This is a genomic window from Granulicella sp. L46, from assembly GCF_009765785.1.
Classification (GTDB): domain Bacteria; phylum Acidobacteriota; class Terriglobia; order Terriglobales; family Acidobacteriaceae; genus Granulicella.
The window spans coordinates 215,184-238,830 of record NZ_LMUT01000018.1 but is presented as its reverse complement, the minus strand read 5'-3'; the positions used below and the strand labels follow the sequence as shown (position 1 = coordinate 238,830).

19 protein-coding genes are annotated in these 23,647 nt (G+C 55.1%); 10 read left to right on the top strand and 9 right to left on the bottom strand.

All coding sequences use genetic code 11. The annotated features are described in order from the left end of the window. The first annotated feature begins 117 nt into the window (after nucleotides 1–117). Genes GSQ80_RS19810 through GSQ80_RS19795 form a run of 4 tightly spaced genes read left to right on the top strand, consistent with a single transcriptional unit; the run spans nucleotide 118 to nucleotide 2,912 of the window. Nucleotides 118–693, top strand: coding sequence for a hypothetical protein (locus GSQ80_RS19810; RefSeq protein WP_158789375.1), 576 nt, complete (start codon nucleotides 118–120; stop codon nucleotides 691–693). Next, nucleotides 690–1,274 (top strand): hypothetical protein, encoded by a 585-nt coding sequence (locus GSQ80_RS19805; protein ID WP_158789374.1) that lies wholly within the window; start codon nucleotides 690–692, stop codon nucleotides 1,272–1,274. Before GSQ80_RS19810 ends, GSQ80_RS19805 begins: the two co-directional genes overlap by 4 nt. Next, nucleotides 1,274–1,735 carry a hypothetical protein gene (locus GSQ80_RS19800; RefSeq protein WP_158789373.1) on the top strand — a complete coding sequence of 154 codons (462 nt, stop codon included), beginning with the start codon at nucleotides 1,274–1,276 and terminating at the stop codon, nucleotides 1,733–1,735. Before GSQ80_RS19805 ends, GSQ80_RS19800 begins: the two co-directional genes overlap by 1 nt. Then, nucleotides 1,707–2,912 (top strand): hypothetical protein, encoded by a 1,206-nt coding sequence (locus GSQ80_RS19795; RefSeq protein WP_158789372.1) that lies wholly within the window; start codon nucleotides 1,707–1,709, stop codon nucleotides 2,910–2,912. The genes GSQ80_RS19800 and GSQ80_RS19795 overlap by 29 nt, the downstream gene beginning before the upstream one ends. Nucleotides 2,913–3,246: 334 nt before the next feature. Here the strand turns inward: GSQ80_RS19795 and GSQ80_RS24015 are convergent, their stop codons facing one another. The 4 genes from GSQ80_RS24015 to GSQ80_RS19770 form a co-directional block, all read right to left on the bottom strand. Continuing rightward, a complete protein-coding gene (locus GSQ80_RS24015; RefSeq protein WP_158789371.1) occupies nucleotides 3,247–3,795 on the bottom strand; it encodes a peptidoglycan recognition family protein in 549 nt (182 codons plus the stop codon). Between the two features lie 18 nt (nucleotides 3,796–3,813). Further along, nucleotides 3,814–5,628 (bottom strand): prolyl oligopeptidase family serine peptidase, encoded by a 1,815-nt coding sequence (locus tag GSQ80_RS19785; protein ID WP_158789370.1) that lies wholly within the window; start codon nucleotides 5,626–5,628, stop codon nucleotides 3,814–3,816. Between the two features lie 279 nt (nucleotides 5,629–5,907). Further along, nucleotides 5,908–7,992 carry an O-antigen ligase family protein gene (locus GSQ80_RS19780; protein ID WP_216850471.1) on the bottom strand — a complete coding sequence of 695 codons (2,085 nt, stop codon included), beginning with the start codon at nucleotides 7,990–7,992 and terminating at the stop codon, nucleotides 5,908–5,910. Nucleotides 7,993–8,911: 919 nt separating this feature from the next. Then, nucleotides 8,912–10,066: a hypothetical protein gene (locus GSQ80_RS19770; protein WP_158789368.1), complete on the bottom strand. Its 1,155-nt coding sequence runs from the start codon at nucleotides 10,064–10,066 to the stop codon at nucleotides 8,912–8,914. A gap of 1,289 nt (nucleotides 10,067–11,355) precedes the next feature. On the opposite strand from GSQ80_RS19770, the gene GSQ80_RS19765 reads away from it, so the two are divergent. Beyond that, a complete protein-coding gene (locus GSQ80_RS19765; RefSeq protein WP_158789367.1) occupies nucleotides 11,356–11,625 on the top strand; it encodes a hypothetical protein in 270 nt (89 codons plus the stop codon). A gap of 307 nt (nucleotides 11,626–11,932) precedes the next feature. Here the strand turns inward: GSQ80_RS19765 and GSQ80_RS19760 are convergent, their stop codons facing one another. Both GSQ80_RS19760 and GSQ80_RS19755 read right to left on the bottom strand, forming a co-directional pair. Beyond that, the gene (locus GSQ80_RS19760; protein WP_254059799.1) at nucleotides 11,933–13,231 is read right to left on the bottom strand and encodes a site-specific integrase; all 1,299 of its coding nucleotides are present in this window, start codon (nucleotides 13,229–13,231) and stop codon (nucleotides 11,933–11,935) included. 253 nt (nucleotides 13,232–13,484) lie between these two features. After that, entirely contained in the window at nucleotides 13,485–13,700 is a 216-nt protein-coding gene (locus tag GSQ80_RS19755) for a hypothetical protein (protein ID WP_158789365.1), read from the bottom strand. 176 nt (nucleotides 13,701–13,876) lie between these two features. Here GSQ80_RS19755 and GSQ80_RS19750 point away from each other — a divergent pair, with 176 nt between their 5' ends. The 3 genes from GSQ80_RS19750 (at nucleotide 13,877) to GSQ80_RS19740 (ending at nucleotide 17,182) form a co-directional block, all read left to right on the top strand. Beyond that, nucleotides 13,877–14,968: a LacI family DNA-binding transcriptional regulator gene (locus GSQ80_RS19750; protein WP_158789364.1), complete on the top strand. Its 1,092-nt coding sequence runs from the start codon at nucleotides 13,877–13,879 to the stop codon at nucleotides 14,966–14,968. A 56-nt stretch (nucleotides 14,969–15,024) separates the two neighbouring features. Beyond that, complete coding sequence (locus GSQ80_RS22925; RefSeq protein WP_174241369.1) at nucleotides 15,025–15,252, top strand: hypothetical protein; 228 nt, start codon at nucleotides 15,025–15,027, stop codon at nucleotides 15,250–15,252. A gap of 154 nt (nucleotides 15,253–15,406) precedes the next feature. Continuing rightward, nucleotides 15,407–17,182, top strand: coding sequence for a CHASE3 domain-containing protein (locus GSQ80_RS19740; RefSeq protein WP_158789363.1), 1,776 nt, complete (start codon nucleotides 15,407–15,409; stop codon nucleotides 17,180–17,182). A 42-nt stretch (nucleotides 17,183–17,224) separates the two neighbouring features. Here the strand turns inward: GSQ80_RS19740 and GSQ80_RS19735 are convergent, their stop codons facing one another. Continuing rightward, nucleotides 17,225–17,821 carry a low affinity iron permease family protein gene (locus GSQ80_RS19735; protein WP_254059798.1) on the bottom strand — a complete coding sequence of 199 codons (597 nt, stop codon included), beginning with the start codon at nucleotides 17,819–17,821 and terminating at the stop codon, nucleotides 17,225–17,227. 4 nt (nucleotides 17,822–17,825) lie between these two features. Between GSQ80_RS19735 and GSQ80_RS19730 the strand changes: the two genes are divergently transcribed. Continuing rightward, entirely contained in the window at nucleotides 17,826–18,623 is a 798-nt protein-coding gene (locus tag GSQ80_RS19730; RefSeq protein ID WP_158789361.1) for a transporter, read from the top strand. Nucleotides 18,624–18,661: 38 nt separating this feature from the next. On the opposite strand, the gene GSQ80_RS19725 is transcribed toward GSQ80_RS19730, so the two are convergent. After that, nucleotides 18,662–21,571, bottom strand: coding sequence for a hypothetical protein (locus GSQ80_RS19725; RefSeq protein ID WP_254059797.1), 2,910 nt, complete (start codon nucleotides 21,569–21,571; stop codon nucleotides 18,662–18,664). Between the two features lie 231 nt (nucleotides 21,572–21,802). Here GSQ80_RS19725 and mtgA point away from each other — a divergent pair, with 231 nt between their 5' ends. Continuing rightward, complete coding sequence (mtgA, locus tag GSQ80_RS19720) at nucleotides 21,803–22,558, top strand: monofunctional biosynthetic peptidoglycan transglycosylase (RefSeq protein WP_158789360.1); 756 nt, start codon at nucleotides 21,803–21,805, stop codon at nucleotides 22,556–22,558. A gap of 13 nt (nucleotides 22,559–22,571) precedes the next feature. On the opposite strand, the gene GSQ80_RS19715 is transcribed toward mtgA, so the two are convergent. Continuing rightward, nucleotides 22,572–23,339 carry a DUF4239 domain-containing protein gene (locus GSQ80_RS19715; RefSeq protein ID WP_256369920.1) on the bottom strand — a complete coding sequence of 256 codons (768 nt, stop codon included), beginning with the start codon at nucleotides 23,337–23,339 and terminating at the stop codon, nucleotides 22,572–22,574. Between the last annotated feature and the right edge of the window lie 308 nt (nucleotides 23,340–23,647).

The window sequence follows — 23,647 nt, the reverse complement described above, 5'->3', positions numbered from 1 at the left end:
AGAGAAGTCGAACGACTGATTAAGGAAGGCTTTCTCAAACTCCGGTCTCCAGGGATTGAGAGAAGCGAGAAGATCGACTAGCCATTTAGAATCTTGGTTCACCCCTAGGAGGGAATTATGGGTATCGAAATCGACCGAGAAGACGTTCTACTTCTGATCTTCGATGCGTATGAACGCCTGTTTAACAAGGCAGCGTTCAATGGGGTCACTCGTCTTGAGAAGCTTGTTTTTTTATTGGCTGAAGAGGCCGGACTTATGGATGTAGGACAGTTGTTTGCGTTTCGTGCATACAAATTTGGACCGTACTCGAAGGGGGTCTATGACGCCGCATCCTTTTTACAGTCCGCCAATCTCGTGGACGTCGAGGTGAAGCCCTACTACTCTTACTATCTGGCGGAGGAAGAGAAGGAACTGCAACGAGACACTGAAACTGAGGATGAAATCGAGCAGCCCACGCCCACAGGTCACGAAAAGCTATTTGCGCTCACAAAGAATGGGAAGGCATTGGCCGGCAAGCTTCGTTCAATCTGGGAAAAGGACTATCCGGATGCCATGAATCAGATAGATCAGATAGTGGGGCGTTATGGTTCGCTGCCGCTGAACCAAATCATCCGCTACGTCTATCGCCGCTATCCCAAGATGGCAGAAAATAGCATTCACCCTGAAGCGCAGGGACTCGTCCAGCAAGCATGAATTGGCACGACATCATCTTGTGGTACGGACCCGCGTCCGCCTGGGTCGTGTTATGGACCCAATTCGTCACTTTGCGTTTCTACGACAAAAATGAATCCCTCTTTAAGGATGTAGTCAGCAGTGGTGCGATGGACCTTGCCATTAGCAGCGTCGAAGCGCAAAAGTTAGTGCCTGCCCTGGCAAGATTGTGCGATGCAGTTGCAGCTGCAAAAGCCCTGAAAACTCCAAAGGACCTCAAGCTGCTGACCACTGACGACATTTTAAGTGAAGTCGATTTTCTGCCACATTTCTCAGAGGCGGAAGCAGCACTGCGTGAGGAAAAGTCCATGCAGGACGTATTGGACAGGTTGCACCAGTTGGCGGCAACGCTGTGGAAACTCGGATTAGCCCATTCACTCGCAGTCGTTTTTTTTCCTGCGAGCTTCCTGATCCACTCGACCATCGTTCGAGGAATTGTTGCCAGCGGGCTGGCTCTCGTTGTTTCAGTAACGCTCGTCCTCCTGATCATGGGTGTTATTCGCTACCACCAAAAGAGAGATGAGCTGAATCGTAGTTTGTCGATGAATAGGAAGGCTTCCTAATGCCGATAAAATTTCCAGCCGAGGCTGAGCTTCTAGAGCCTGTGGTTGCCCTCTTTGCAAGCACCAGCTATCAGACGCTTCTAGAGGCCAAACTGAGCCGGAAGCGCATTGACCTACTGTTGATTCCGAATGGCGATTGTCCGTGGATTTCCGTGGAGCTTAAGGTTAGGAACTGGAAAAAAGCTCTCTGGCAAGCTGCAGTCAACACTCAATTGTCTGACCGTTCCTACGTTGCGCTATGGCACACTACAGTCCGAGCCGCACTGCACAAGCAATATCTCTTTGAGTCCTACGGAGTCGGGATCATCTCGGTATCTAATGGTGGTGCTGAAGTTGTATTGCAGCCCCGGATTTCTGCAAGCTCAACACGCATTCGGCAGCAAGAACTAATTCTTGATGAGCTTGCGAGTGTGAAAGGAAAGGACGAACGTCTTGACACACTATCTCTTCTACCAGCATAACGTTCAGCGGTTCTTCATCTCGCATCTTGAGAAGTTCGATGGAATCATCGTTCCCTTTTCAATTGCAGCTTCTTTCCCAGCTGCCACTTATGGATTTATTCGCGCTCTCCTCGGAAAAGATCAGAGCAAGCGTTTTGCGCTCGACCCTCGAAGTGCGCTTTTTCAGCAGGGATGGAGCCGCGCAAATGTCCGAGAGCCACACCGGAAGATGGCTGCGATCTTTGGTGAGCCATTCTCGTCAATCGGGCTGCAGAGAGCCCTAACGACTCAGGACCTGCCAGACGCAGCAATCAGCGGGATAACGAAAACTTGCATTCAGTATCAACTAGATTTTCGAGTGTTGAAGGATGAACAACGAAAGCTCGATAAATACCGGAAGCTTCTTGGTGTCGATACCGTGCCGGAAATATCCAATCCCCAACACTTCATTCCACCATATTTTCGGTTTGGCGCCGTAGGCGATGATTGGTACGAGACATCCATGAGGTGCAATGAAGCCGCTACATCCTTGGTAAAGGCAGAAGATATATGCCCAATCGTCCATTTCGGAGATTGGCCTGCGAAAGATCAATGGGCTGCAGTTGGTGCTCGTCTCAAGGCGGCTGGAATCAATACTCTTTTCACGTATCCCAATAACTTTAAAGAACATGAGGCAGACGCTGGAGAATTGAAGAACTATACCGAGAGCGCCCTAGCCCTTGCAACTGCTGGCCTTTCGACACTTGCGTTACATGGGGGCTATTTTGCGATTCTGTTGGAGAAAAAGGGGCTGTCAGGTTTTGGCAATGGCGTAGGATACGGCGAGTGGCGCGATAGCGGATATCACCGGGGAGGCACAGCTGATATTCGACTCTATATGCCAAAATTGCATCGGTTTCTCGACACGGCGAATGCGCAGTCTCTGGTTTCCGGGAATCAAGAGTATTTCACCGCCGATTCCGACCTGCTCACTGAATACGCTTTGGCTCAGAAACCCTTGACTGCCGTGACTCTTCAAGAAGCGCTCGATCACTTTATGGAGTCGCGTCAAAGAGAAATTGAGTCAGTGCGAGCCAAAGCCTTAGGTGATCTGACGAAGGAACTCCTGCAAACTGTCGAAGTTCTTAATGCCATTGGACAACTAGAAGCAGAGAATTACGGATCATCGTTGAGCAGATGGGCAGTCGCGCTCTCATAAGCAAACTACAGAACGGACGTAAGCGTCTGGTGAGCACCCTTGTTGGATGGTGGGTACTGGCGGGTACGTAATAAGTGTCTAAATGAATTTCTGTGGGCGCTCATTTACGGACGCGGTGACCGGAAAAGCATTCGCTGGTGCACACCAAAAACTTTCATGCTTCCAGTCGTGCTCTAATTTAACGATGAACGATCAGTATTTCGACTCGGAAATCCGAAAATATTGACGATGTACGAAACACCTCAGAAACCACTGGCCCGCTCTGGGCATCCCGGTTCCCCGCAGAACAACGTTTGCTCCCGCCGAGCTTGCCGATAACACGCGAAACTTCTCATTATCCACGCAACGAAGCAAGAAGTTGCTCGAACGGGAAATGATCTCCCGGGCAAACGGTATAGCTATCAACATCACTATGCCTGTGAACGTCCGAATCAAGAAACCTATACTTAGCGATTAGCGATCTGCAGAGTGTCTGAAGTGCTCTCATCTGGGGAGCGGTGGGAACTGCATCACCAGCAGAGGAATCGAAGTCACCAAGGATACAAATTCCAAGCATGTCATTGGACCCTTTGGCGTGCGCTCCCCGTAGGCACTCAGGCCTAGTGGAAACTACTTGTCCATCAGCTCGGATGATGTAGTGATAGCCGATATAATACATTCGAGTCCAATAAAAGACCCCAAAACCCCGGGCGGTGTGGAGTTTTTCTATGTCCGCCACGCTCTCGTCCGAGGGCAATGCGGAATGGTGGATGACAATACCGCGGGGGCGAATAGTCTTCGGCAGCGAAATGATCCCATCTAGAAATGATATCCCGCTCAATGTGCCGACGAGCACCAAGAGCAGGTGTCGCCTCGTAACGATCGGGTTCGCCGTATAAGTCATATATTTATTTCTTGCGGGCTACTGCTTTGCATAGCGGACCTTGTTGCATGACGAAGGTTCAACGGCGCAGATGATCGTACCGTACTCCTCTTGGATGGAAGAAATTCTATTCGATCCGTGAGCTTCATCGTCAAACTCTCGCCAGTATAGCTTTCCTCTTAATACTGCAGTGGGAAATACCTTCTGCAGCGCTTCAAACGCGAAACGTGGATTGGATATGGAATCTCTCCGTCCATGGAAAGCCAACACCGTCCCCTGAAATCGGATCAAGTCCTTTATGTCGGACGGGGCTGCCAGAAAAGGAGCGAAAACGATCGTTGTTGCTAAATCGGGCTCGCGTCTCAATGCTCTGAGTAGCACCCTACTTCCGTAGCTTGATGCAAGCACCGTAATGTGGTCCGACATTACCTTTCGATTGATAGACAAATATTGAATCGTTGCAATCAAATCATCGGACTGAGAGTCTAAATCCCCGTATCTTTCGTATTGCTTTCCGTATCCAGACGACCCACCGTAGTTTAAGGCCACGACAGTATATCCATGGCTCCGAAACGCTTCGCGAAAAGGCTGCCAATCGTCCCTCTCATGAAGGTGGGGTCCACCATGGACGATCACGACCGCTCGGTTTAGCGATCTGCCAGCGGGTGGCTCCCAGATCCACGCGGCGACGGGATGGCTCGGCGCTGTAATCCACAATTGATTGAGGCTGGACCGAACGGCTTCATCGTCAAGCGTCGACGAAGACGTTGCGGTAGTGCTGGTTGGTTGCACAAGTTCTGCTGGACCATCCAATTTATCTACTATGATCGGCAGTGGCTGATGATTATAGCCGTCGTCCTGCAGCCGAATTGATCCCGCTTCCGAGCTGAAAATTTTCACTGACTTGTTACAATTGCGTGCGACGTGAACGGTTTGGTTCGAATTATTCTCAAGTATGAACTCCGTGGCCCGCCCATTGTCCGCCGCCAAGGGAGAAAGTACATCTCCTTGCTCGGCCTCACAGTAATGCACATGTCCACTTATGGACAAAAGAGCCAATCGATAAAAGTTATCATGCTCCCCACGAAAACTCATTACGATTGTTCCAATTGACGGTGACCACGCCAGGTCTTTTATTGCGCCGTCCGCAATTTGACCCAAGTCTGATACTTTCAAATCCCTCAAAGTGAGCTTTCGTATTACGGATCCACTAGCAGTCCGTTGCGAAAACACAAGCGTGTCGCTCCCCGGCGACCAGGCAAACCCAGCATCAGCGTCCACCTTAGTGATTACAGATTCGACCGCTGACCCGCTCCGCTGTACCCTCATAAGCACGAGGTTGGCACCATCCAGGGTCTTTGCAATATAGGAGATGTGACGTCCATCGGGCGACCATCGTATTGCGAAAGAAGCGCTGATCATGGATGGCCCATTTAGAGCGGTGGCATGATCTTGCGTAAGCCACCATACGTATGGAGCATAAACTCCCGCCCGGCCTGCAACTTCTGCCAGAAATGAGACGGTCGTGCCGGTAGGATTCCAAGAGATCCCCCACGGAGCGTTTTCGAGGTCCACTCTCGCTACTAACTCATTGCTCCGATAGACACGTAAAGCAAAAGCGGAGCTGGTTTTTTCTTTGTAAAGCACTAGCTGTTTGTCCGTCGTTAATGCTACTGGAAATTGGTATGGCTTGATGACTTGCCGACCGATTTCCCTAAAGTCATTCTGCCTTCTAAGCAACGTGGCATAGACTTTAACGTTCCGCCAATCCTTCAAAATAAACAACACGGCCTCCACTGACATCGCGGTCAGCACTACAAAGATCCCTATTCGAAATAATTGCTTTGTTGGCATGAAGAGATCCCGGCTGACCCTACCATAGCGAGTATCTACATTTGGAAGTTGAACAAGATCTACGAACGGGTAGATCCAAGGCGATCATCATTGCTTCATGTCCATTGAGACGCCGGTGAGCAATCTGATATTTCAGCCGCGATAGGTGGTTTCAATGCACCGCTTTCCGTTTTGTCTACATCACATCTTTACCACTGTGGCTCCGATATAGGGCAGCTATTTCTATAGGAAATGCACGAGCTTGCCAGCGTTACAACGAGAATTTCACTTTATTCATTTTCACATTGGAGACGCGGAAGATAGTTCACGAATTGTGCTTTCCACTGAATTTGTCGCGCAAGCGAAGCTTGGAGTATCCATCCGCGACGCCTCCCTACCGCTGAAAAATTGCTCCCGCTGCCACCAGGGATCGGGGATGGAGCATGTGCCACTCGTCTTTCCATTTCGCAGACTTGTCGCGTTCATAGATCCAACGTACAAGAAACTGTTCGACGGTGGTTGAAGATATAAAGACTTCTTCAAGTCCTTACTCGACTCATCATATTGACCTACTCGCGCCGCGGATTCTGATTTTAGGTACCAGCACACGGATGCTGAAGGTAGACGTCGAAGGCACTCTCCGATGTATGGTTGCGCTAGAGAGTAATTGCCACTCCAGTACAAAAGTGATGCAATTCGTCCTGGTGCGTCGAGCGACTGCTGGGATTTCGCAATCTGTAAAGCCAGAGACAGAGACTTTCTGCCTTCAATTGAAGTAAGCCACGAGCCATCAACATGAAATAGACGAACAAGCACTGGTTTCAGATAGAAGGCCGAAGCGAGCTGTTGTGTCGCGGCCCCCGTCTCTTGTAAAGTCGCCAGCGCGGCTGCATATCGAAGCCTGTATAACCAGTCCTGAGGAGCCAATTCAATAGCTCTATCGTAAAAAAATAGGCTGCCACGTAAATCCCCAGAAGTGCGTTTGTACTCGGCATCTAAGAAGTCTGCGGCATCATCTTTTGGATAGGATTGTATACGCCTGCTAAAATATTCTGGAAGCGTTTGCCGTTGGTTAAGAGAAGTAGCTAACGTATCATCGCTGGTCACCCCATCCTTACCGGATGGATCAATAGCACTTCTCACTACTGAAGGTACCGCTGGTGCATGATTTCTTGCGAACAGAACCCCGATCGAGGTAGCAAAGCTATCAGGTGCCCATCCCGAGAGTGCCAAGACGATGGCAAACGCGGTAGCAAAGGAAACCCAGCACCGATTGAGAGAGCGCCCGCTTGAAGTGTGAAGTTGCTCGGTTGTGTTAGAGCTGGCATTAAGCTGTCCTAAAATCGCCGCGCAAGCAATGTAATCAAGAGGGCTATGGAGGGTCGCTGACCAAGCGCAATTTAGCGTAGCTGTTCCTATTAGGGAACTAACACATGCGGCTCTGTAGCGATCCATCGCCGGATCTCTGGAGCATCCTTTGGACCGCCATTCGCGGAATGCTGCGTACCCCACTGCAGCAACAGCAATCCCCTGCATCATGACGTAGATGATACCCGCCTCACAGCTCAGCTCGATATAGGAGTTCAGTGCTTGATTTGCCAGTATCCGCCCGTGTGATGCTTCGAACAGCGCTCGTGCATATCCACCTAAGCCGACCCCCAGGACCGGATGTTGCTTGATAATCGCAAGCGAGTCAACAATGCGGCTCCAATGACCTGCTGCGCTCAGTACTTGTTCATGGTGAACAAATAGTCCCAGCACGCTTATCACAGAAGGTAGATAACCGATAAAGGCGACTGCAATTATTGCCGCGACACCTGTGACGGCCAGAGCGGTCCTTACAGACCTGTCTACGGCCAGCCCTCCCCTACGAGCTAGCAGGAGAAAACAGACAATTTCAAGCAGTAACGCCAGATACGTCGTACGGGAAAGACTGAGGAGGCAAAGCAGGAGCGCACAACCGAGCGTGAAGTAGACCAGGAAAGCAGCGAGGAATCGGCGTGATTCCTTTCTCGCGAACAAAACACCAAAAGGGAGCAGTGTGATGATTAGGGCGTCAGGCGTGCCTATAAGCGGCGTCCATGAATAAAGTGATAGTTGTCGTCTAAACCGCCAGGGATCGTGGAACCCATACTGCAGCCACGTGGAGTAATGAAGGGCGAACCAAACGATTGAGGCCGCGGATGTCACGGCTATTATGGCAAAGCCTACTGATAATAAGGCGCGACAGTATAACCGAAGTCCAAGTAAGAAGAAAACAATATAACCCGCAGCAAGAGTCACTAAGCATGAATGAGATAGATCAGCCGGATGCAGTTCTGCGACGAGAAGTAGCCACAATTCTCCGAGACCTACTGCGGAAAAAATCATTACGCGATAGTCCACCCGAGTGCCGCCTAAATAGACGCCGCTCGTAGCATGCTACAAGCGGCGTCTATGGAAGAAGCGAGTATTGCTACTCGTCAACAGGTTTCTGTATTCGTCTCGGGGTCAAAGCTGCAACCGCCGCCGCCGCCATCGTCACCTCCGCCCGTAGTGCCACCGCTGCCGCCTCCACTGCCGCCGCCACTGGAACCGCCTCCGGTGCCGCCCGCTCCCGAATTCGCGTTTTGATTGGGCGGAGTGGGGTATTTTGTTGTACCTTTTGCGGCATTGATTTTGTCACAGCATGTTGGGGATGAGGATCGACATCCTAAGTCCTCGAACATCGCGCTCGTTCCAGTACTACTACCGCAAGAGTCATAGTTGTCTCCCAAGCCAAAAGAGTGTCCGGTCTCGTGGTCAGTCAAGCTAATCATGGCCGACTCGTTCGACATAACAGCCTGGTTATACGTAAGGTAGACGTCAGCAGTCGAGAGACTTTGTCCATCTGCGTTATAAGAGGTGGGGACAAATTGCCCGCTGACGGACGTGCCTGCAGGTGGCGTACCCACGATGATATTCATACTATTTGGTGTGGAGATCTTAGAAGTACCATATTGCACCTTGAAACTCACGTTGTTAGTGCCTGTCCATTGCTGAACTGCGAATGCTATCCAAGACTCTTGGGCGGCACTTAGACTTCCGACCGATCCCATCGAGTTGGACATAGGTGTAAGTACGTTGACAAGAATGGTAAAATTTCCAGTTCCGGTGTTATTTGGCCAAGCTTGCGAAGGCGATGTCAGATACACCGTAGGGCAGGTTAAGGTGCAAGTAGTAGAAGCTTGAGCTGCTACTACGTGGCGCCTGCTGGTGTAATACGTAGAGATAAGACACAGCAACGCGACAGACGTAATTGCAATGCTGAACGATTTCAGTCGTGTCATCGCTGCCCTCCGTTGCTCGGGGCGGTAACTGCCTTTATCTGCAGCTGCGATAGAAAATCCTCTAGTGGGACAGTTTCAATTTCTTGATATCTACCGCGATGATGTTCAGGTGACACGACATTGCTTCCCATAACTAAATAGGAATGGACGAGACTAAAAGCTTTGTCCTCATCTTCGGAATCCAAGAGGAGGATCTGCTTGGTTCCTACCGGTGGAAATGGGTGTCCTGCAGTGTCAACAGTAATAATGTCTCCGCTCTTGGCACGGAAACGACCGCCAAACATGTGAAAGCTGACAGTAGATCCAATTTGTGGCAGCGGACCACTGTAGCTATCGTGGTGGTAGATATTTTGATCGACCACGGCGGTGTAGTCCGTGAAGATCGCGGAATGGTCGGCCGTCACTACCGTCTGAGACGAAACTATGTGCGCGACTACACCGAGTTCCGCTTTGTTCGCGGGGAGGAGACCTAGCTCAACTATGCTTGACTGGTGTGGTACGGCTGAATTAAGGCCGCTGGAATACGTTCCGGCAAAGCGGGAACTGAGCGACTGGAGATGAGGACTTAAGGCGGCCGAAGATTTCGTTGACAGGTCCGCGATTGGCATCGTGTCGTCTTCGTGCAATGAAAGATCCTTCATTGCTTGAGGGTATTCAGTGGCAAAGCGAGAAATAAGAGATTGATCCTCGATCGGACTGACGCCGGTTGCGGTGCCCAGACCATTTTTGGTCATGTGGAGGACGTTGGTCAGAATATATACGCCAGGACGGGACGCCTTAGTTCCGAAAAAGAGATAGCTTCGACCTAAAGTCGGAAAACCGGTGCGCGAGTTCCTCACGACGGTGGTATTTCCACCATCATCAATGACCACGCCGCCCGCGTTTAGGAAGCTCAGCGCCGCCCCAGGACGAATTGTGGGATCATCAGTCTTGTATACACTCGTAACATCAATGTGAAGTTGTGTATAAACTGCTCGGTTTCCAGATGTCAGGTGCGCGACTTCTTTGTAGACCACGCCTTGAACAATGATCTGAGAATCGTCAGGCGCAGAGGCGGATGGCACCGGGGGCTTGACAGTCAGTTTAGTTAGCCCTTTTTGTGGTTGATTGAGCAAAACAGACGAGCTGCCAAACAGACTGTCTTCATCCATATCTCCACTCGAAGTAACAGTATTCCCTGGAGACGAATGGGCTACGGCCGTGCCGCCTCGCAAAGGAGTATCTGATGAGGCGACAATCTGGCCCGGAGCCTGTTGGAGACAACAGGCGTACATGAACAGGCTAGTAAAGTAAGCGAGTAGCTTAAATGAAGTTGTTTTCACAATTCTCCTTAACGAACTTTATTGGCGTAGGTACCATATCGCGCAACGAAAGCTGCATGTTCGGGAGAAAAGGATGCATAGACACAATGGCGATGCGGGGTGAAGCTTGCTTAGGTCGTACGCATATTCAGAAATGAGATCTAATGCTCACTATTGATGCGCGCCCGTCCCCATACGGTTGCCCGCTCTACATGAAGACAAACGGTTAAGACAGTCTGCACGGAGACCACGAACTTGTCAAGACTCGCTGATTTGCAACCTTGGCCAACATTTCACAGTGGAAGGACCCACAAACAGGCCACTCAGATGCCTGCCCGTAAGCCCCTCTAGGTCCGTTTCCACCTCTCTGCACGCGATTCGTCGAAGTGTTGAATGAGACGCTGGAACCGCCCGCAGCATAATGATGTGCCGCGGAGTCAATCCAGCCATTTCCTTGGGCTAAATCTGGATCACGCTGTGGCCGATCTACACCCAGTACGAGCCTTCCGTGCGCGCCGACGGAGCTGTGGTATCGGGTTCGAGGCTAGGTCGAATCGGGGGTCCGGTCTTTGCCTCACTCTTGAAGGGAACCGACTTGCCGGACAGGTCGATCGGCTCACGTCCAGCCCACGCGTAGGCTGCGCACACATGAGTTGTCTCGCTCCCCGTTGATATAGCGTAGTGCTCCGATATTTCGGGCTATAAGGCCACCGTGCACAGACTCGATCAACTTTTCGAAGGCACGCTCAAAGCGCGCGCGGTTTACAGGGTGTCCCTTTCCTTTTCGTAAGAACTATAGGAACCCAGCGATATAAGAGGAGTCTGAATGGGAAGGCGGTCGACGTATTTCGATCGAATGACGGCCATGGGAGAGAGATGGGACAGAACTCCGCGATGGGCAATACGCGAATGCTGCCGCCACCGCTCGTAGGCTCGATTCACCAGCCGGATGACAGCATGCTCACTCGCTGCACGAAGACTAAGAGATGAGGCCAATGCTCGTGCGAGTAGTTGCGCATCTATCCTGAGAGCTTTCGCAACGTCCCTGAACTCGCTTTCCGTCAGATGACTCTTCCCGGCTCTATGTACGGAGGCAGACAGCGTTCAGTTACGTCGCCGAGTCTCTGGCTGAGTTCTTCATGCGAGATATCTCCGCGCAGCATTTCGATTTGTGTGAGCAGGTGGTGACGAAAGTCCCAACTCAAGCGGAGGCCGCCCGGGTTCGCAGCATCTCGCAAGAACGGATACGCAAGCTAGTGCAGCAAGGAAGATTGAATATCGTCGAGATAGGCGGAAGGAAATTTGTCGGCCGCTCAGAGGTAGAGGTTTTCGCTCCTCTTGCGGGGGGCATACCGCGAAAGAAATCTGTTGCGAAAAAAGCTGCTGCAAAGAAAAAACGGCCAGATTGAGTGGTGGGCTACAAATGGTTAAATTCCGACACCGCTCTTCGGGACTTAGTGTCAAGGTATTCCCGCGGATCACGTATCGCGCAGGACTCTTACACATAGTTCGACTTCTCGACATCAGAGGTGGAAACTGCACGAAGACAGCCGCCAGCGGCGGCTCGTGCAGCGAGATTTGCAGCTAAGAACGCCCCAGCGGGGCAACGGCAAATCAGAACAATCTCGGTGAGGAGTTCCGGGCCGGCCATTGGGACGATTTCCTCCCTGCGCCAGCCTCCGCCAGCGGCTCCGGCTTAAGACGGCTTCGGGAGGTTCACAGTAAGCGAAGGTTGGCGCGCTTACCTCTTTTGGACTGATCGTGAGCCGCCGCTGCTTTTGACGACCTGGCCTTGGAGTCGTCCGGTTGCGGGAGTTCCCATCCTGCCATCCCCTGCAATACGCGGTCAGCATGCTTGATGGTATTCACATGCCCGTAGTGTTGCTCAATCATGTGGACGGAAGTTCCCATCTGTTCGGCGAGGAAATACACGTCTACGCCTTCCTGCAGGCGAAGCGTGGCATAGGTGTGCCGGAAGCAATAGGTCGAGCGCGGCACGCCCTGCGTACCTTCGCGCAAATTCGCTTCGGTTAGAAGATCCCCAATCAAGTAATTGTAGAGAGTTCTTGCAGGCTTGCCCGTGATGTTGGTAAAGACTCTATCCTCCAGTTGCGTCGCTTTGGAGATCACGCGAATGCGCTCCAGATAATCTCCGACGCTTTTAGGTGCGACCAGCTTGCGCGACTTGCCCTTACCCTGCACGAACAGCACGACAATTTCGCGCCCGTCGCGGTCTTTTGCGGGCATGATGTCGCGCCAGCGCAGATTCTTCATCTCCGCTGGCCTCATGCCCGTATTGCACGCAATCAGGATCATGTTGTAGGTGACTGTGCGATGCCAAGTGCTCGAAGGCTTGTCTGTCTTTCTAATCCACTTGCGGCCTACGGTGTGGAGCTTGCGGTATTCCTCTAGGGTGAACTCATCGCGCCGCATGGACTTGAGCTTGGGGCGATCATCAAAACGCTGGCTGGCAGGAACGTAACGTTTCTTGATGGCGTAGTTCATCACTGCACCGAATATGGACATCTCAAATCGTATGGTAGAGTCGCTGATAAAAGGAACTGTTCGTTCTTCGGAAAGTTTAACTTGAATCGCCCTCAAAACCCTGATGCCGAGACTCTGCTGAGTTTTGGTACGGCGCTCGGCTTCCTCATCCGCGAAGACTTGCGCCATCTTGTCGCTGACTTCCCGAACGCCGTTGCGCCTATGGCGGCCCGCGCCATTCTCCCGCCGCCACGCCGGGTAGCCGCCCCAAAGGTCGTCACCGATAAGGTGCACCTGGGTTGAACCTACATATCGGTCCAAAGCGCCTTCGATAATGGCACGGACCTTCTTGGGCCGGGCTGCGCTGACTTCTCCGCGCTTCGCCCGCGCCTCCTGCGTCAGCAAATACTCTCTCCCCACTTCGCGGAAGGGATGGTTGAACACAGGAACGTCATGTTTTAGGCGGAATCGGATGTCGGCGTCTTGATCGAAGGCGCGTTCCCGCGCGACGTCGAGGTCGGTCGTCTTCAACGAAACCGTCTTATAACGGTCGGCTCTAGGAATCTTCATGCGGCAATACCACATCCGATGATCTACATCGCCACGCCGGAAGAGAACCAGGCCCGGCTTGAGTTCCGATTTTTCAGTGACGAATGCCATATTCGCCTCGCTCTATTGGATTCGTTCTGTGTACATTCCGTGTAGATAGATTCTGTAAGCAACTGAGTCTACATATCTGTGCAGGACTCGTATAGAGAATACCAAAGTAATAAGTGGTTTATTTTTATTTATTTACGATATATTTGTCATCCTGAGCGAAGCGAAGGACCCCCGCATTTGTTTTTGTTCTTGCTGTTGCTGTTGCTGTTGCTCTTGCTGTTGCTCTTGCTCTTGCTCTTGCTCTTGCTCTTGCTCTTGCTCTTGCTGTTGCTCTTGCTGTTGCTGTTGCTCTTGCTCTTGCTCTTGCTCTTGCCTTTGCTCTTGCTGTTCTTTCTGTCATTCCCTCTGGGAATCTGCTTCTTCTTTTGCTTTTGCCTTTCTGTCTGTCATTCCGAGCGCAGCGAGGAACCCGCTTCTCAAGCGCGAAGCGCGCTCCCGTTCTTACTAGTTCCTGACTAACGATAGAAGCCACAACCCAATCTCAACTACCTCCCACAGCTACAACGGGGTCAACCAATGCCGCGCAAGCCCAAACCCATCGCCGAGCCCGAACTACCCAAACCCGTAAACCTAAAGTCCCTCGCCGAGCACCTCAGCCTCTCGCCCGCCACGGTCTCGCTCGTCATGAACAACGCACCCGGCGCCTCGGCCATCTCCGCCGCCACGCGCCAGCGCGTCCTCGAAGCCGCCAAGCGTCTCGACTACCGCGCCAACCCCATCGCTCGCTCTCTCCGCACCCGCCAAACCTTCACCATCGGTGTCATCGTGCCCGAGTTCTCCGAAGGCTACTTCACCACCCTCATGAACGGCATCGAAGACAGTCTCCTCCAGTCCGGCTACCTTCACTACGTCGTCACCCATCAAGGCAAACCCGACCTCATCGACGAATACCCGCGCCTCCTCACCAAGCGCTCCGTCGACGGCTTCCTGCTCGTCAACACCTCGCTCAACGAACCCGTCCGTGTCCCCGTCGTCTCCATCTCCGGCCACAAGAAACTCAAGGGCAACACGAACATCATGCTCGACCATGATCGCGCCGCCCTCCTCGCCCTCCAGCATCTCTACGATCTAGGACATCGCCGCATCGCCTTCATGAAAGGCCAGCGCCAGGTCTCCGACTCCGACTTCCGCTGGGACAGCATCATGACCATCGCCAAGCGCGTCGGCCTCACCATCTACCCCGACCTCTGCGTCTATCTCGAAGCCAACTCCTGGTCCCCCGAACTCGGCTACCCCATCATCCGCGACCTCCTCGCCCGCACCCGCGACTTCACCGCCATCTTCTGCTCCAACGACATCGCCGCCATCGGCGCCATCCGCGCCATCGCCGACGCCAACCTCCGCTGCCCCGAAGACATCTCCGTCATCGGCTTCGACGACATCTCCTCTGCCGCCTACCTAACCCCCCGCCTCACCACAGTCCGCCAACCCCTCCGCCGCATGGGCGAGGCAGCCGTTCAAACCCTCCTAAAGCGCATCGAAGCCCCCGCCAACCCCTACCCCGAAGTCATCCTCTTCGAACCCGAACTAATGATCCGCGAATCCACCACCAACCCAAACGCATCCACCGCCCCAAACTCTCGCACCCGCCAAAAACCCCTCACCTGAAGCCCTCGCCACCAAACCATCCCTCCCAATCGTCATCTCGACCGGAGCAGAGCGAAGTGGAGAGATCCCTGCATTACCCCTTGACCTTGCCTCTTGCCTCTGCCTCTGCATCTGCCTTTGCTCTTGCTCTTGCTCTTGCCTTTGCCTTTGCCTTTGCTCTTGCCTTTGCCTTTGCCTTTGCCTTTGCTTTTGCTTTTGCTTTTGCTTTTGCCTTTCTGGCTGTCATTCCGAGCGCAGCGAGGAACCTGCATCTCGCTCGCGCAGCGAGCGCCCGTTCTTACTAGAAGCCAAGCTTTCACTGCACCCCTCGCTCTCTTTCATACAATCAACGAGCCGGCGCCCAACCTTCAGCGGCCGCCGAGCCGTGTCTTCGCATCCAGCCACACTCTCAGCTATAATCACGCAGCGCGGTGCACGTCGACCGACCTTTAAATCGCCATGCAACTCATTTACAAGCGCTTCGGCGTCATCACGGGCTTCGTACTCCTCCTGATCCTGCTGGTCGCGAACGCCGTCCTTACCCGGCGTCAGCTGGACGTCCAGGTTCAAAATCAGGCCCGCGTCGAGCGTATCCAGCAAATCCTCATCGCGCTCAATCAAACCCAGTCCCTCATCAAGGACGCCGAGACTGGCCAGCGCGGGTACCTCTATAGCGGCGATCCACAATATCTCGACCCCTACCATCAGGCCCTGGCTCAACTCGATCCCCAGCTTCGCCTCCTTCAGCAGATGTTCAAAAATCCCGCCAAGCAGGCTGAAGTAGCGCAGCTTCGCACCCTCACCCAAGCCAAGTTGGCTGAGCTCGCCGAGACCATCCGCCTCTACAATTCCGGCGATCCTGATGCCGCCCGCGCGTTAGTCCTCTCCGATCGTGGCCGCCTCATCATGGTCCAGATCGATAACCTCATCGGCACAATTCAACTCGAGGAGACCTCCCTCGAGTCCACCCGCGCTGAAGCCACGCGCCGCAGTATCCGCGACACCTACATCTCCATCTATCTCGCCTCGCTTGTCGCCGCCGCCGGCCTCTTCTTCCTCGCCTACTTCATCACCAAGGCCATGGCCATGCGCGATATCTACGCCCGCCAGCTCGAAGAGCGCGAAGAGTGGTTCCGCTCCACCCTCACCAGTCTCGGCGACGCCGTCATAGCTACCGACGGCAAAGGCCGCGTCACCTTCCTCAATCCCATGGCCGAAAAGCTCATGGGCCGCACCCTCTCCGTCGCCCGCGGCAAATATATCGAAGACGTTTTCCCCATCTTCAACGAGACCACCCTCAAGCCCGTCGACAACCCCGTCACAAAAGTCATGGAGCACGGCTTCATCATCGGCCTCGCCAACCACACCGTTTTGCTGAACACCGACGGCACCTACATTCCCATCGAAGACAGCGCCGCCCCCATCCGCGACGGCCGCGGCAAAGTCGTCGGCGTCGTCATGGTCTTCCGCGATGCCACCACCGAGCGCAAGTCGCAGGAAGTCCTCCGCAAGACCGAAAAGCTCGCCGCCGCCGCTCGCCTCGCTGCCACCGTAGCTCACGAGATCAACAATCCCCTCGAAGCCATCGGCAATCTCATCTACATCTCCAAAGGCACCGAAGGCCTCCCCGAATCCGCCTTCACCAATCTCACGCTCGCCGAAGAAGAACTCTCCCGCGTCTCGCACATCACCCGCCAAACCCTCGGCTTCTATCGCGAATCCAAGCAGCCCAACGAGGTCGATCTACCCGTCCTCGTAGAGTCGGTCCTCAATATCTACTCCAATAAATTCCGCACCAAGAACATCACCATCCTTCGCGACTTCCACGATTGCCCACCCATCCAGGCCCTCGCCGGCGAACTCAAGCAAGCCGTCGCCAACCTCGTCTCCAACGCCGCCGACGCCGTCCCCCATAGCGGAACCATCTGCGTCCGCATCGATTGCCAAGAAGATGCAACCACTCACATCGTCAAGATCATCGTCGAAGACGATGGCCCTGGCATCGCCCCCGAACATCGCGATCACATCTTCGAGCCCTTCTTCACCACCAAGAAAGACGTCGGCACCGGCCTCGGCCTCTGGGTCACAAAGGAAATCATCGAGCGCCACAGCGGCACCGTTGAAGTCCGCTCCATCACCGACCCCGACCTCTCCGGCACGTCCTTCAGCATCACCCTTCCCGTTCGCCCGGACTTCCAAACCATCCTCGTCCAGTCCCCAAAAACCGAAGCGTGATCCCCCGCCCCTCAGTCACCGCCAGGCTCTTCCATCCGCCGATTAATCGGCGGCATTGTGTTTGGGCGTAGCCCCCTCGCGACGAATACACTCGGCACGAATTTCTTCATACCGTGCCTGCATCGTATTCAGTTCCTCGTCACTCAACTTCTCGATGTCGAGCATTTGATCGCCAGCCGCAGCCGTTGCATAGATCAACTCGTTTAACTTGAGGTTGATCGCCTTTGCATCCCGGTTCTGTGTGTTTTGTATCAGGAACACCATGAGAAACGTCACGATCGTCGTGCCAGTGTTGATCACGAGCTGCCAGGTATCGGAGTAGTGGAACAACGGACCGCAGCATGCCCACGCAACGATGATGAGAATCGCACCGAGGAACGCCCACTTCGAGCCGAGCCATCCTGAAGCTGTAGCGGCAAATGTGCCGAAGGCATCATGATTCGTCTTCGTGGCGAACTGCTTTGATTCGGCCAGAGCTTTCGCGTGCGCGTAGCTTGCCTTCTTGTCAGTCATGATGAGCCGCCTTAGTCGGTGAATGAGATGAACAAGAGCACACTCGGGTTGCCGGCACCCTAAGTTAGCGGCCGCGGCTTGCCCGTCATTCATGCCTTTCCCGTTGCTGCTACTCTGAAGGCTCATTCCGATGCCTCCAGCCATCCGCACCCTTTTACTGCTCGTTACTGTGCTCGCTGGATCAAGGTCTCTGCATGCTCAACTGCCTTTCTACACCGATGACCCCAGTGTCACGGACCGCGGGAAGTGGCATCTCGAGTTCTTCAATGAATACGACTCCCTCCAGCTTCAATACCCGAACCTTCGCCAAAACACCTCCAACCTAAAAATCAACTACGGCCTCCCTCACAACCTGGAGCTTGATGTGGACGCGCCGTACATCTACATCCAGCGTTCCGCCGGGAAGGAGCCCTCCAACGGTGTCGGCGACACGAACATGGGGATCAAGTGGAATTTCCTGAAAGAATCCAAAGGCAGCCGGCATCCAGCTCTTGGCGCGAGTTTCTACACAGAGTTCCCAACCGGAGACGCCAGCCAGCAACTTGGCTCTGGACTCTACGACTACGCTCTCAACGTGATGCTGCAAAAATCCTTGTCAGAGAAGACCAAGATCAATGGAAACGTCGGCATCCTGTTCGCAGGCAACACCAGCACCGGCGACATCGGTACGGAAAACACGCGCGGCCAGGTTTTCACCTACGGTCTTTCTCTGCTGCACGATCTCAACGACCGCGTAACCCTGGGCGGCGAAATTTACGGCGCCTATACCGATAGCGGCGATCTCGGCAGAAGTCAGCTTCAGGGAATGTTCGGCGGCCAATACAACGTCCGCAAGAACATCGCCCTGTGTTTCGGTCTACTAGGAGGCGTCTACGTCGCAAGCCCGCGAGTCGGCGGCCAGCTCGGCCTATCCGTCGACTTTCCTTAAGAACAGCAATCGAAACCATCCAGCACCCCGACCACCCCTCACGGCAGCAATCCAAACACCGCCACCCCATTCGGCGTTCCCACATACACCTTCCCATTCACAATCATCGGCGTAATGAACTTGTTGCCCGTCCCAAAACTATCCCTCCCCCCAGCCGCCTGCGTGCTGTTGTAAAGTTCCTTGCCCAGATTCGTCGCGTCGTACGCATGCAACACCGCAGTCGATCCCGTGCTGCTCTCCAGCGCCCACACAATTCCATTCGACGTCCCATTCGCGCTCACGCTCGGCGTCGCTCCCGGATATCCAAATGTCGTCGCCGACTTGCTCGACGGCGTCGCCCCCAGCAGCGCATTCGTAATCGTGAACGCCTTCAAGTAATCCCCAACCCCGCCGTAATACACCGCGTAGTTGAAATACGCCGGCATCGACCAGGCCCCACCCGGCAGCGCATCCGTAATCTCCTGGTACAGCGCGTCATTGTTCGCCGCGTTGTACTTCCCAAGATTGTCGCGATCACCCACATAGATATTCGTATCCTTGCCCGCGCCCACCATCAAATGCCGGACCACGCCCTTGGCATCCACCATATCCGGCAACAGTAAGCTTCCCCCCGACCCCAGATCGACGTCGCCGTTCGACTCATTAATCGAGTTATACGTCTCGAAGAAATCATCCACCGCCAGCGAGTTCCCCGCCGTCGACAACTTCATCATCGCGTTCCCGTAATCGCCATTGACGGGGAATCCCGTCACCGTATCCTTCGCATCCAGGGTTCCATTCGCGTCCAGGAAATAAATATTCCCGGAGCTGTCCGCCGCCAGCCCATCGCCCGCCATCCAGATCGATCCCTCGTTCCCATTTGGTGTCAGGTTCAGAATCGCCGTCTGCTGCAGCGTGCTCTCGCTATACGCCATCACCCATCCCGTATACGGTCGCGCATCGCAGTGTGAGGTCCACGCAAGATAAATCGTCGAGTTCATCAGCAACAGCCCAGCCCGCTCCGCATATTGTCCCGGCGCAAACACCACGTTCCCGCCGCTGCTGTTATCTCCCGTTCCCGGATACGTTCCCGCAATCTCCGTCGGGCTTCCCGTCGTCTCCGCGCCGGTAGTCAAATCCAGCGCATGCAGCCGCTGGTGATACGCGCCCTTACTGTCCTTCGACATCGCCACCACGAATATCGTCCCATTCACACCCTTCGCCCGATCAATCACCGGCGTCGACGTAATCCCAATCTCCGGCGTGATTTGCGAGCACCCATGATTGTCGCTCGTCGTCTCCCCACTCCCCAGCGCCGACACCTTCCACAACTGCGTCCCGCTATCCGCATCGAACACATACACGCTGCCGTGCTCGGTCACCACGTACAGCACGTTGTGCGTCTGCCCGCTGATCGTCACCGCCGACAGGTACAGCGGCTCCGCATCCACCACCCCATCCACGCCCAGCAGGTTCAGCTTCCCAAACGTAGCCGAGCTCACATTCGTCGGCGTCAGAATCTTCTCACTCGCATTCAACCCATCCCGCGAGTTGTCGTTGTGATACGTCGTCACATTCACGCCCACCGGCGCCGCCACGGTAAGCGTTAGCGTCGCCGAATGCGTCAGCGCCCCCGACATCCCGGTAATGCTCACGCTCGACGTCCCCGCCGCAGCATTCGCCGCCGCAGTGAACGTCAGCGTCTGCGGCGTCCCCGTCGCAAGCGTCAGCTTCGTAGGCGCAACCGTCACCCCCGCAGGCAGTCCCGACACCGTAACACTTACCGTCCCACTGAACCCATTAACCGCGGTAGCCGTCACAGCAGTACCCTGCCCCAGCGCACCCGACGTCAGCGTCAAACTCGTCGGATTAATCGCCAGCGTGAAGTCCGCCACCGCCGCAGCTGCCACCTTCAGCGTGAACGTTATCGTGTGCACCAGCGCACCCGAAGTCCCCGTCACCGTAATTGTGCTCGTACTCGCAGCCGCACTCGCAGCGGCAGTCAGCGTAAGCGTCTGCGGCGTTCCCGGCGTAACCGTCGGCGTAGCCGGACTCACCGTCACCCCAGCCGGCAGCCCACTCACCACAATCCCCACCCCCGAATTGAACCCATTAATCCCGCTAACCGACAACACCGTCGACCCGCTCGCACCACCCGCCGTCACACTCACCGTCGTCGGATTCAACGCCAGCGTAAAGTCCGCCGGCGCCGCCGCCACCTTCAGCGTGAACGTTGTCGTGTGCGCCAGCGCACCCGAAGTCCCTGTCACCGTAATCGTGCTCGAACCCGCAACCGCACTCGCAGCAGCAGTCAGCGTAAGCGTCTGCGACGTTCCCGGCGTCACCGTCGGCGTAGCCGGATTCACAGTCACCCCAGCCGGCAGCCCACCCACCGTAATCCCCACCCCCGAGTTGAACCCATTAATCCCACTCACCGAAACCGCCGTCGACCCGCTCGCACCGCCCGCCGTCACATTCACCGTCGTCGGATTCACCGCCAGCGTAAAGTCCGCCGGAGGCACAGCCGTCACGCTCAGCGCCACCGCTCCGCTATGCACGTGCGTTCCCGAAGTCCCCGTGATCGTCACCGTCCCCGAACTAGTCGCCGCCGTAGCCGCCGCCGTCAGCGTAATCGTCTCCGTCGCCCCCGGCGCAATCATCGCCGACGCCGGATTCGCCGTAACCCCCGCCGGCAATCCCGAAATCGCAATCGAAATCTGCGCACTATACCCATTCACCGCAGTCGACGTCACCGTGATCTGCTGCGTCGCCCCGCCCGCCGTCAGCGCCACACTCGCCGGCGTCACCGCAAGCGTAAAGTCCTGCACCACACTCGCAGTCGAACCACACCCACCCGCCGTCAACGCCACGCAGCCCAACATCAGGCAGCCAAGCGTCAACAACCAGCGCCCCACTCCAGCCCCACGGGAGTTACATCTCTTCTCAAAAATTCGCGCGGAAAAAATCATGAGACTCCTGCCCGTTCTGAAGTGAAGTTCCATTCATCAGCCATAGACGTGGAATGCAGCGAAATCAATTCGCCCATCCCGCAATCCATACTTCCCCCGGCAGACAGTCAGCAGCACCACAAGTGAAACCAAGGCAGCTTTACCCGCCCATCATACGACGCGCCTACAAGCCCTCGCCGAAACTAAAGTCTTGCGTCCCAGTACCCCGCGATATGCTGAAGCATCGCCACCATGCCCAGCACGCCCTTAGAGTCGCCGCACTTAGAGTCGCCGCACTTAGACCCGCCGCACTTAGACCCGCCGCGCCGAAAGCTCACCCTCCGCTCCTTCGCTCGCTGGCTCCTCATCACTCTCGCGTCTCTCTGGCTGCTAGCCGCCCTCACCCTCGTCGCGCTCCGCTTCCTCGACCCGCCCACCACCGCCGTCCATGCCGAGCGCCGCATCCAGTCCTGGTTCTCCAGCAAGCCCTACACCGCCTCCTACGACTTCGTCCCCCTCAACCGCATCTCGCCCGACTTCCAGCACGCCGTCATCGCCGCCGAAGACGCCCGCTTCTACCAGCACCACGGCTTCGACTGGCAAGCAATGGAGATCGCCGCCGAAGGCGACCTCGACGACCACAAGCCCAACCACCGTCTCCGCGGCGGCTCCACCATCGACCAGCAGCTAGTCAAGAACCTCTTCTTCGGCACCGGCCGCACCCTCCTCCGCAAAGGCGCCGAAACCACCCTCGTCCCCATCGCCGAACTCGTCCTCGGCAAGCAGCGCATCCTCGAGCTCTACCTCAACGTCGTCGAGTGGGGCCCAGGCATCTACGGCGCCGAAGCCGCCAGCCGCTACTACTTCCACACCTCCGCCCGCAACCTCAACCGCCGCCAGGCCGCCGAGCTAGCCGCCATCCTCCCCGCCCCGCTCAAGCGCCGCCCCGACCACATGACCCGCTACAGCACCCTCATCCAGGAACGCATGAGCCAGATGAACTGGTAGCCCGCGGCCCGCATCAGTCTTCCGCGCCACTCATAGTTTCCTGCGCCCGCACAAACGGATAGCTACTCACGTGGACCCAACCTTTAAATGGCCTGTTCACGTCCGCGATTGCAAGCAACACCAGGGTAATCAGCAAGGTGAAGGAGAAGACCTGGAACACATGAAGCTTCAAGCTTACGGAGTTGAATATGTTAACCGACAACAACGTGAGCAAGCCTCCCACCATCAACACACACCACAGGATCGCGGGAAGCCGATGCGTACTTTGCACCAACCGAGTTCGTCTGTAGGTAGTCATCGCGCTGAGCTCGGAGATTGCGTGGTCCTCCGCCGTATTTTCCGACGTCGAGCTTCCTTTTACCGACATAAGAGTGCCCCACATCTTCTCGTTGATTGTGTGACTCGCGTCCGGTAGTTGGCCCTGCGCCATAGCCGGCCAATCATCGTTAACGACGGCAGCAGCATATGCCCTAGACTCTGCTTGCAGTTCGTTCCTTTGCTGTTCCGGCAGACCGACGGCCAACCGATAAACATTGCGAAGCGAGCTCGCCTCCAGATCCGCATTCAGAGTTGCCGCACCAAACTCGCTCCACACGGCATACAACATGAATCCCAAAATGACCGCGTACGTCGTCCCAAGAATGCTTAGTTGCCAACCAACCAAGTCATTCTGGACAGGGCGCTTTTCGCAAGGCCATATGCGATTGAGCCACAACGTGAAACCCAACGACAGCAGACAAGTGACAACCAGCAAAGCAACGGTCTGAGAAAGGCTAAGCATAATGCCCCTATTGCGCGGAACGCTCCACCCTCCATAGGGCGTGACGTCCGCTGATGCCGTACACATCAGGCATACGGTTTGGGATGATCTAGCGGCTGCGGTCCCATCTTACCGCCCAGCCGCCAGTCCCGCCACACCTCCCGCAAAGCCGGCTCATGGGTACGAGTTTTTCCTGATGAGTGACCTGGCGATTTAGCACCAATTGAAAAGAGGCGGAGATGGCGCACAACAAATCGTAGTTGCCGAAAACCCCGTTTTGCGGGAAATAGTCTGTATGCGGAGTCGCTGCGATAGCATGACTCGTAGGG

Excerpts from the sequence above, each read along its gene's own strand:
- GSQ80_RS24015 (WP_158789371.1), bottom strand. The coding sequence starts at position 3,795 with ATGACTTATACGGCGAACCCGATCGTTACGAGGCGACACCTGCTCTTG.
- GSQ80_RS19805 (WP_158789374.1), top strand. The coding sequence starts at position 690 with ATGAATTGGCACGACATCATCTTGTGGTACGGACCCGCGTCCGCCTGG.
- GSQ80_RS19750 (WP_158789364.1), top strand. The coding sequence starts at position 13,877 with ATGCCGCGCAAGCCCAAACCCATCGCCGAGCCCGAACTACCCAAACCC.
- mtgA (WP_158789360.1), top strand. The coding sequence starts at position 21,803 with ATGCCCAGCACGCCCTTAGAGTCGCCGCACTTAGAGTCGCCGCACTTA.
- GSQ80_RS19800 (WP_158789373.1), top strand. The coding sequence starts at position 1,274 with ATGCCGATAAAATTTCCAGCCGAGGCTGAGCTTCTAGAGCCTGTGGTT.
- GSQ80_RS19785 (WP_158789370.1), bottom strand. The coding sequence starts at position 5,628 with ATGCCAACAAAGCAATTATTTCGAATAGGGATCTTTGTAGTGCTGACC.
- GSQ80_RS19755 (WP_158789365.1), bottom strand. The coding sequence starts at position 13,700 with ATGACAGAAAGAACAGCAAGAGCAAAGGCAAGAGCAAGAGCAAGAGCA.
- GSQ80_RS19770 (WP_158789368.1), bottom strand. The coding sequence starts at position 10,066 with ATGGATGAAGACAGTCTGTTTGGCAGCTCGTCTGTTTTGCTCAATCAA.
- GSQ80_RS19725 (WP_254059797.1), bottom strand. The coding sequence starts at position 21,571 with ATGATTTTTTCCGCGCGAATTTTTGAGAAGAGATGTAACTCCCGTGGG.
- GSQ80_RS19765 (WP_158789367.1), top strand. The coding sequence starts at position 11,356 with ATGCGAGATATCTCCGCGCAGCATTTCGATTTGTGTGAGCAGGTGGTG.
- GSQ80_RS19740 (WP_158789363.1), top strand. The coding sequence starts at position 15,407 with ATGCAACTCATTTACAAGCGCTTCGGCGTCATCACGGGCTTCGTACTC.
- GSQ80_RS19730 (WP_158789361.1), top strand. The coding sequence starts at position 17,826 with ATGCCTCCAGCCATCCGCACCCTTTTACTGCTCGTTACTGTGCTCGCT.
- GSQ80_RS19810 (WP_158789375.1), top strand. The coding sequence starts at position 118 with ATGGGTATCGAAATCGACCGAGAAGACGTTCTACTTCTGATCTTCGAT.
- GSQ80_RS19735 (WP_254059798.1), bottom strand. The coding sequence starts at position 17,821 with ATGAGCCTTCAGAGTAGCAGCAACGGGAAAGGCATGAATGACGGGCAA.
- GSQ80_RS19715 (WP_256369920.1), bottom strand. The coding sequence starts at position 23,339 with ATGCTTAGCCTTTCTCAGACCGTTGCTTTGCTGGTTGTCACTTGTCTG.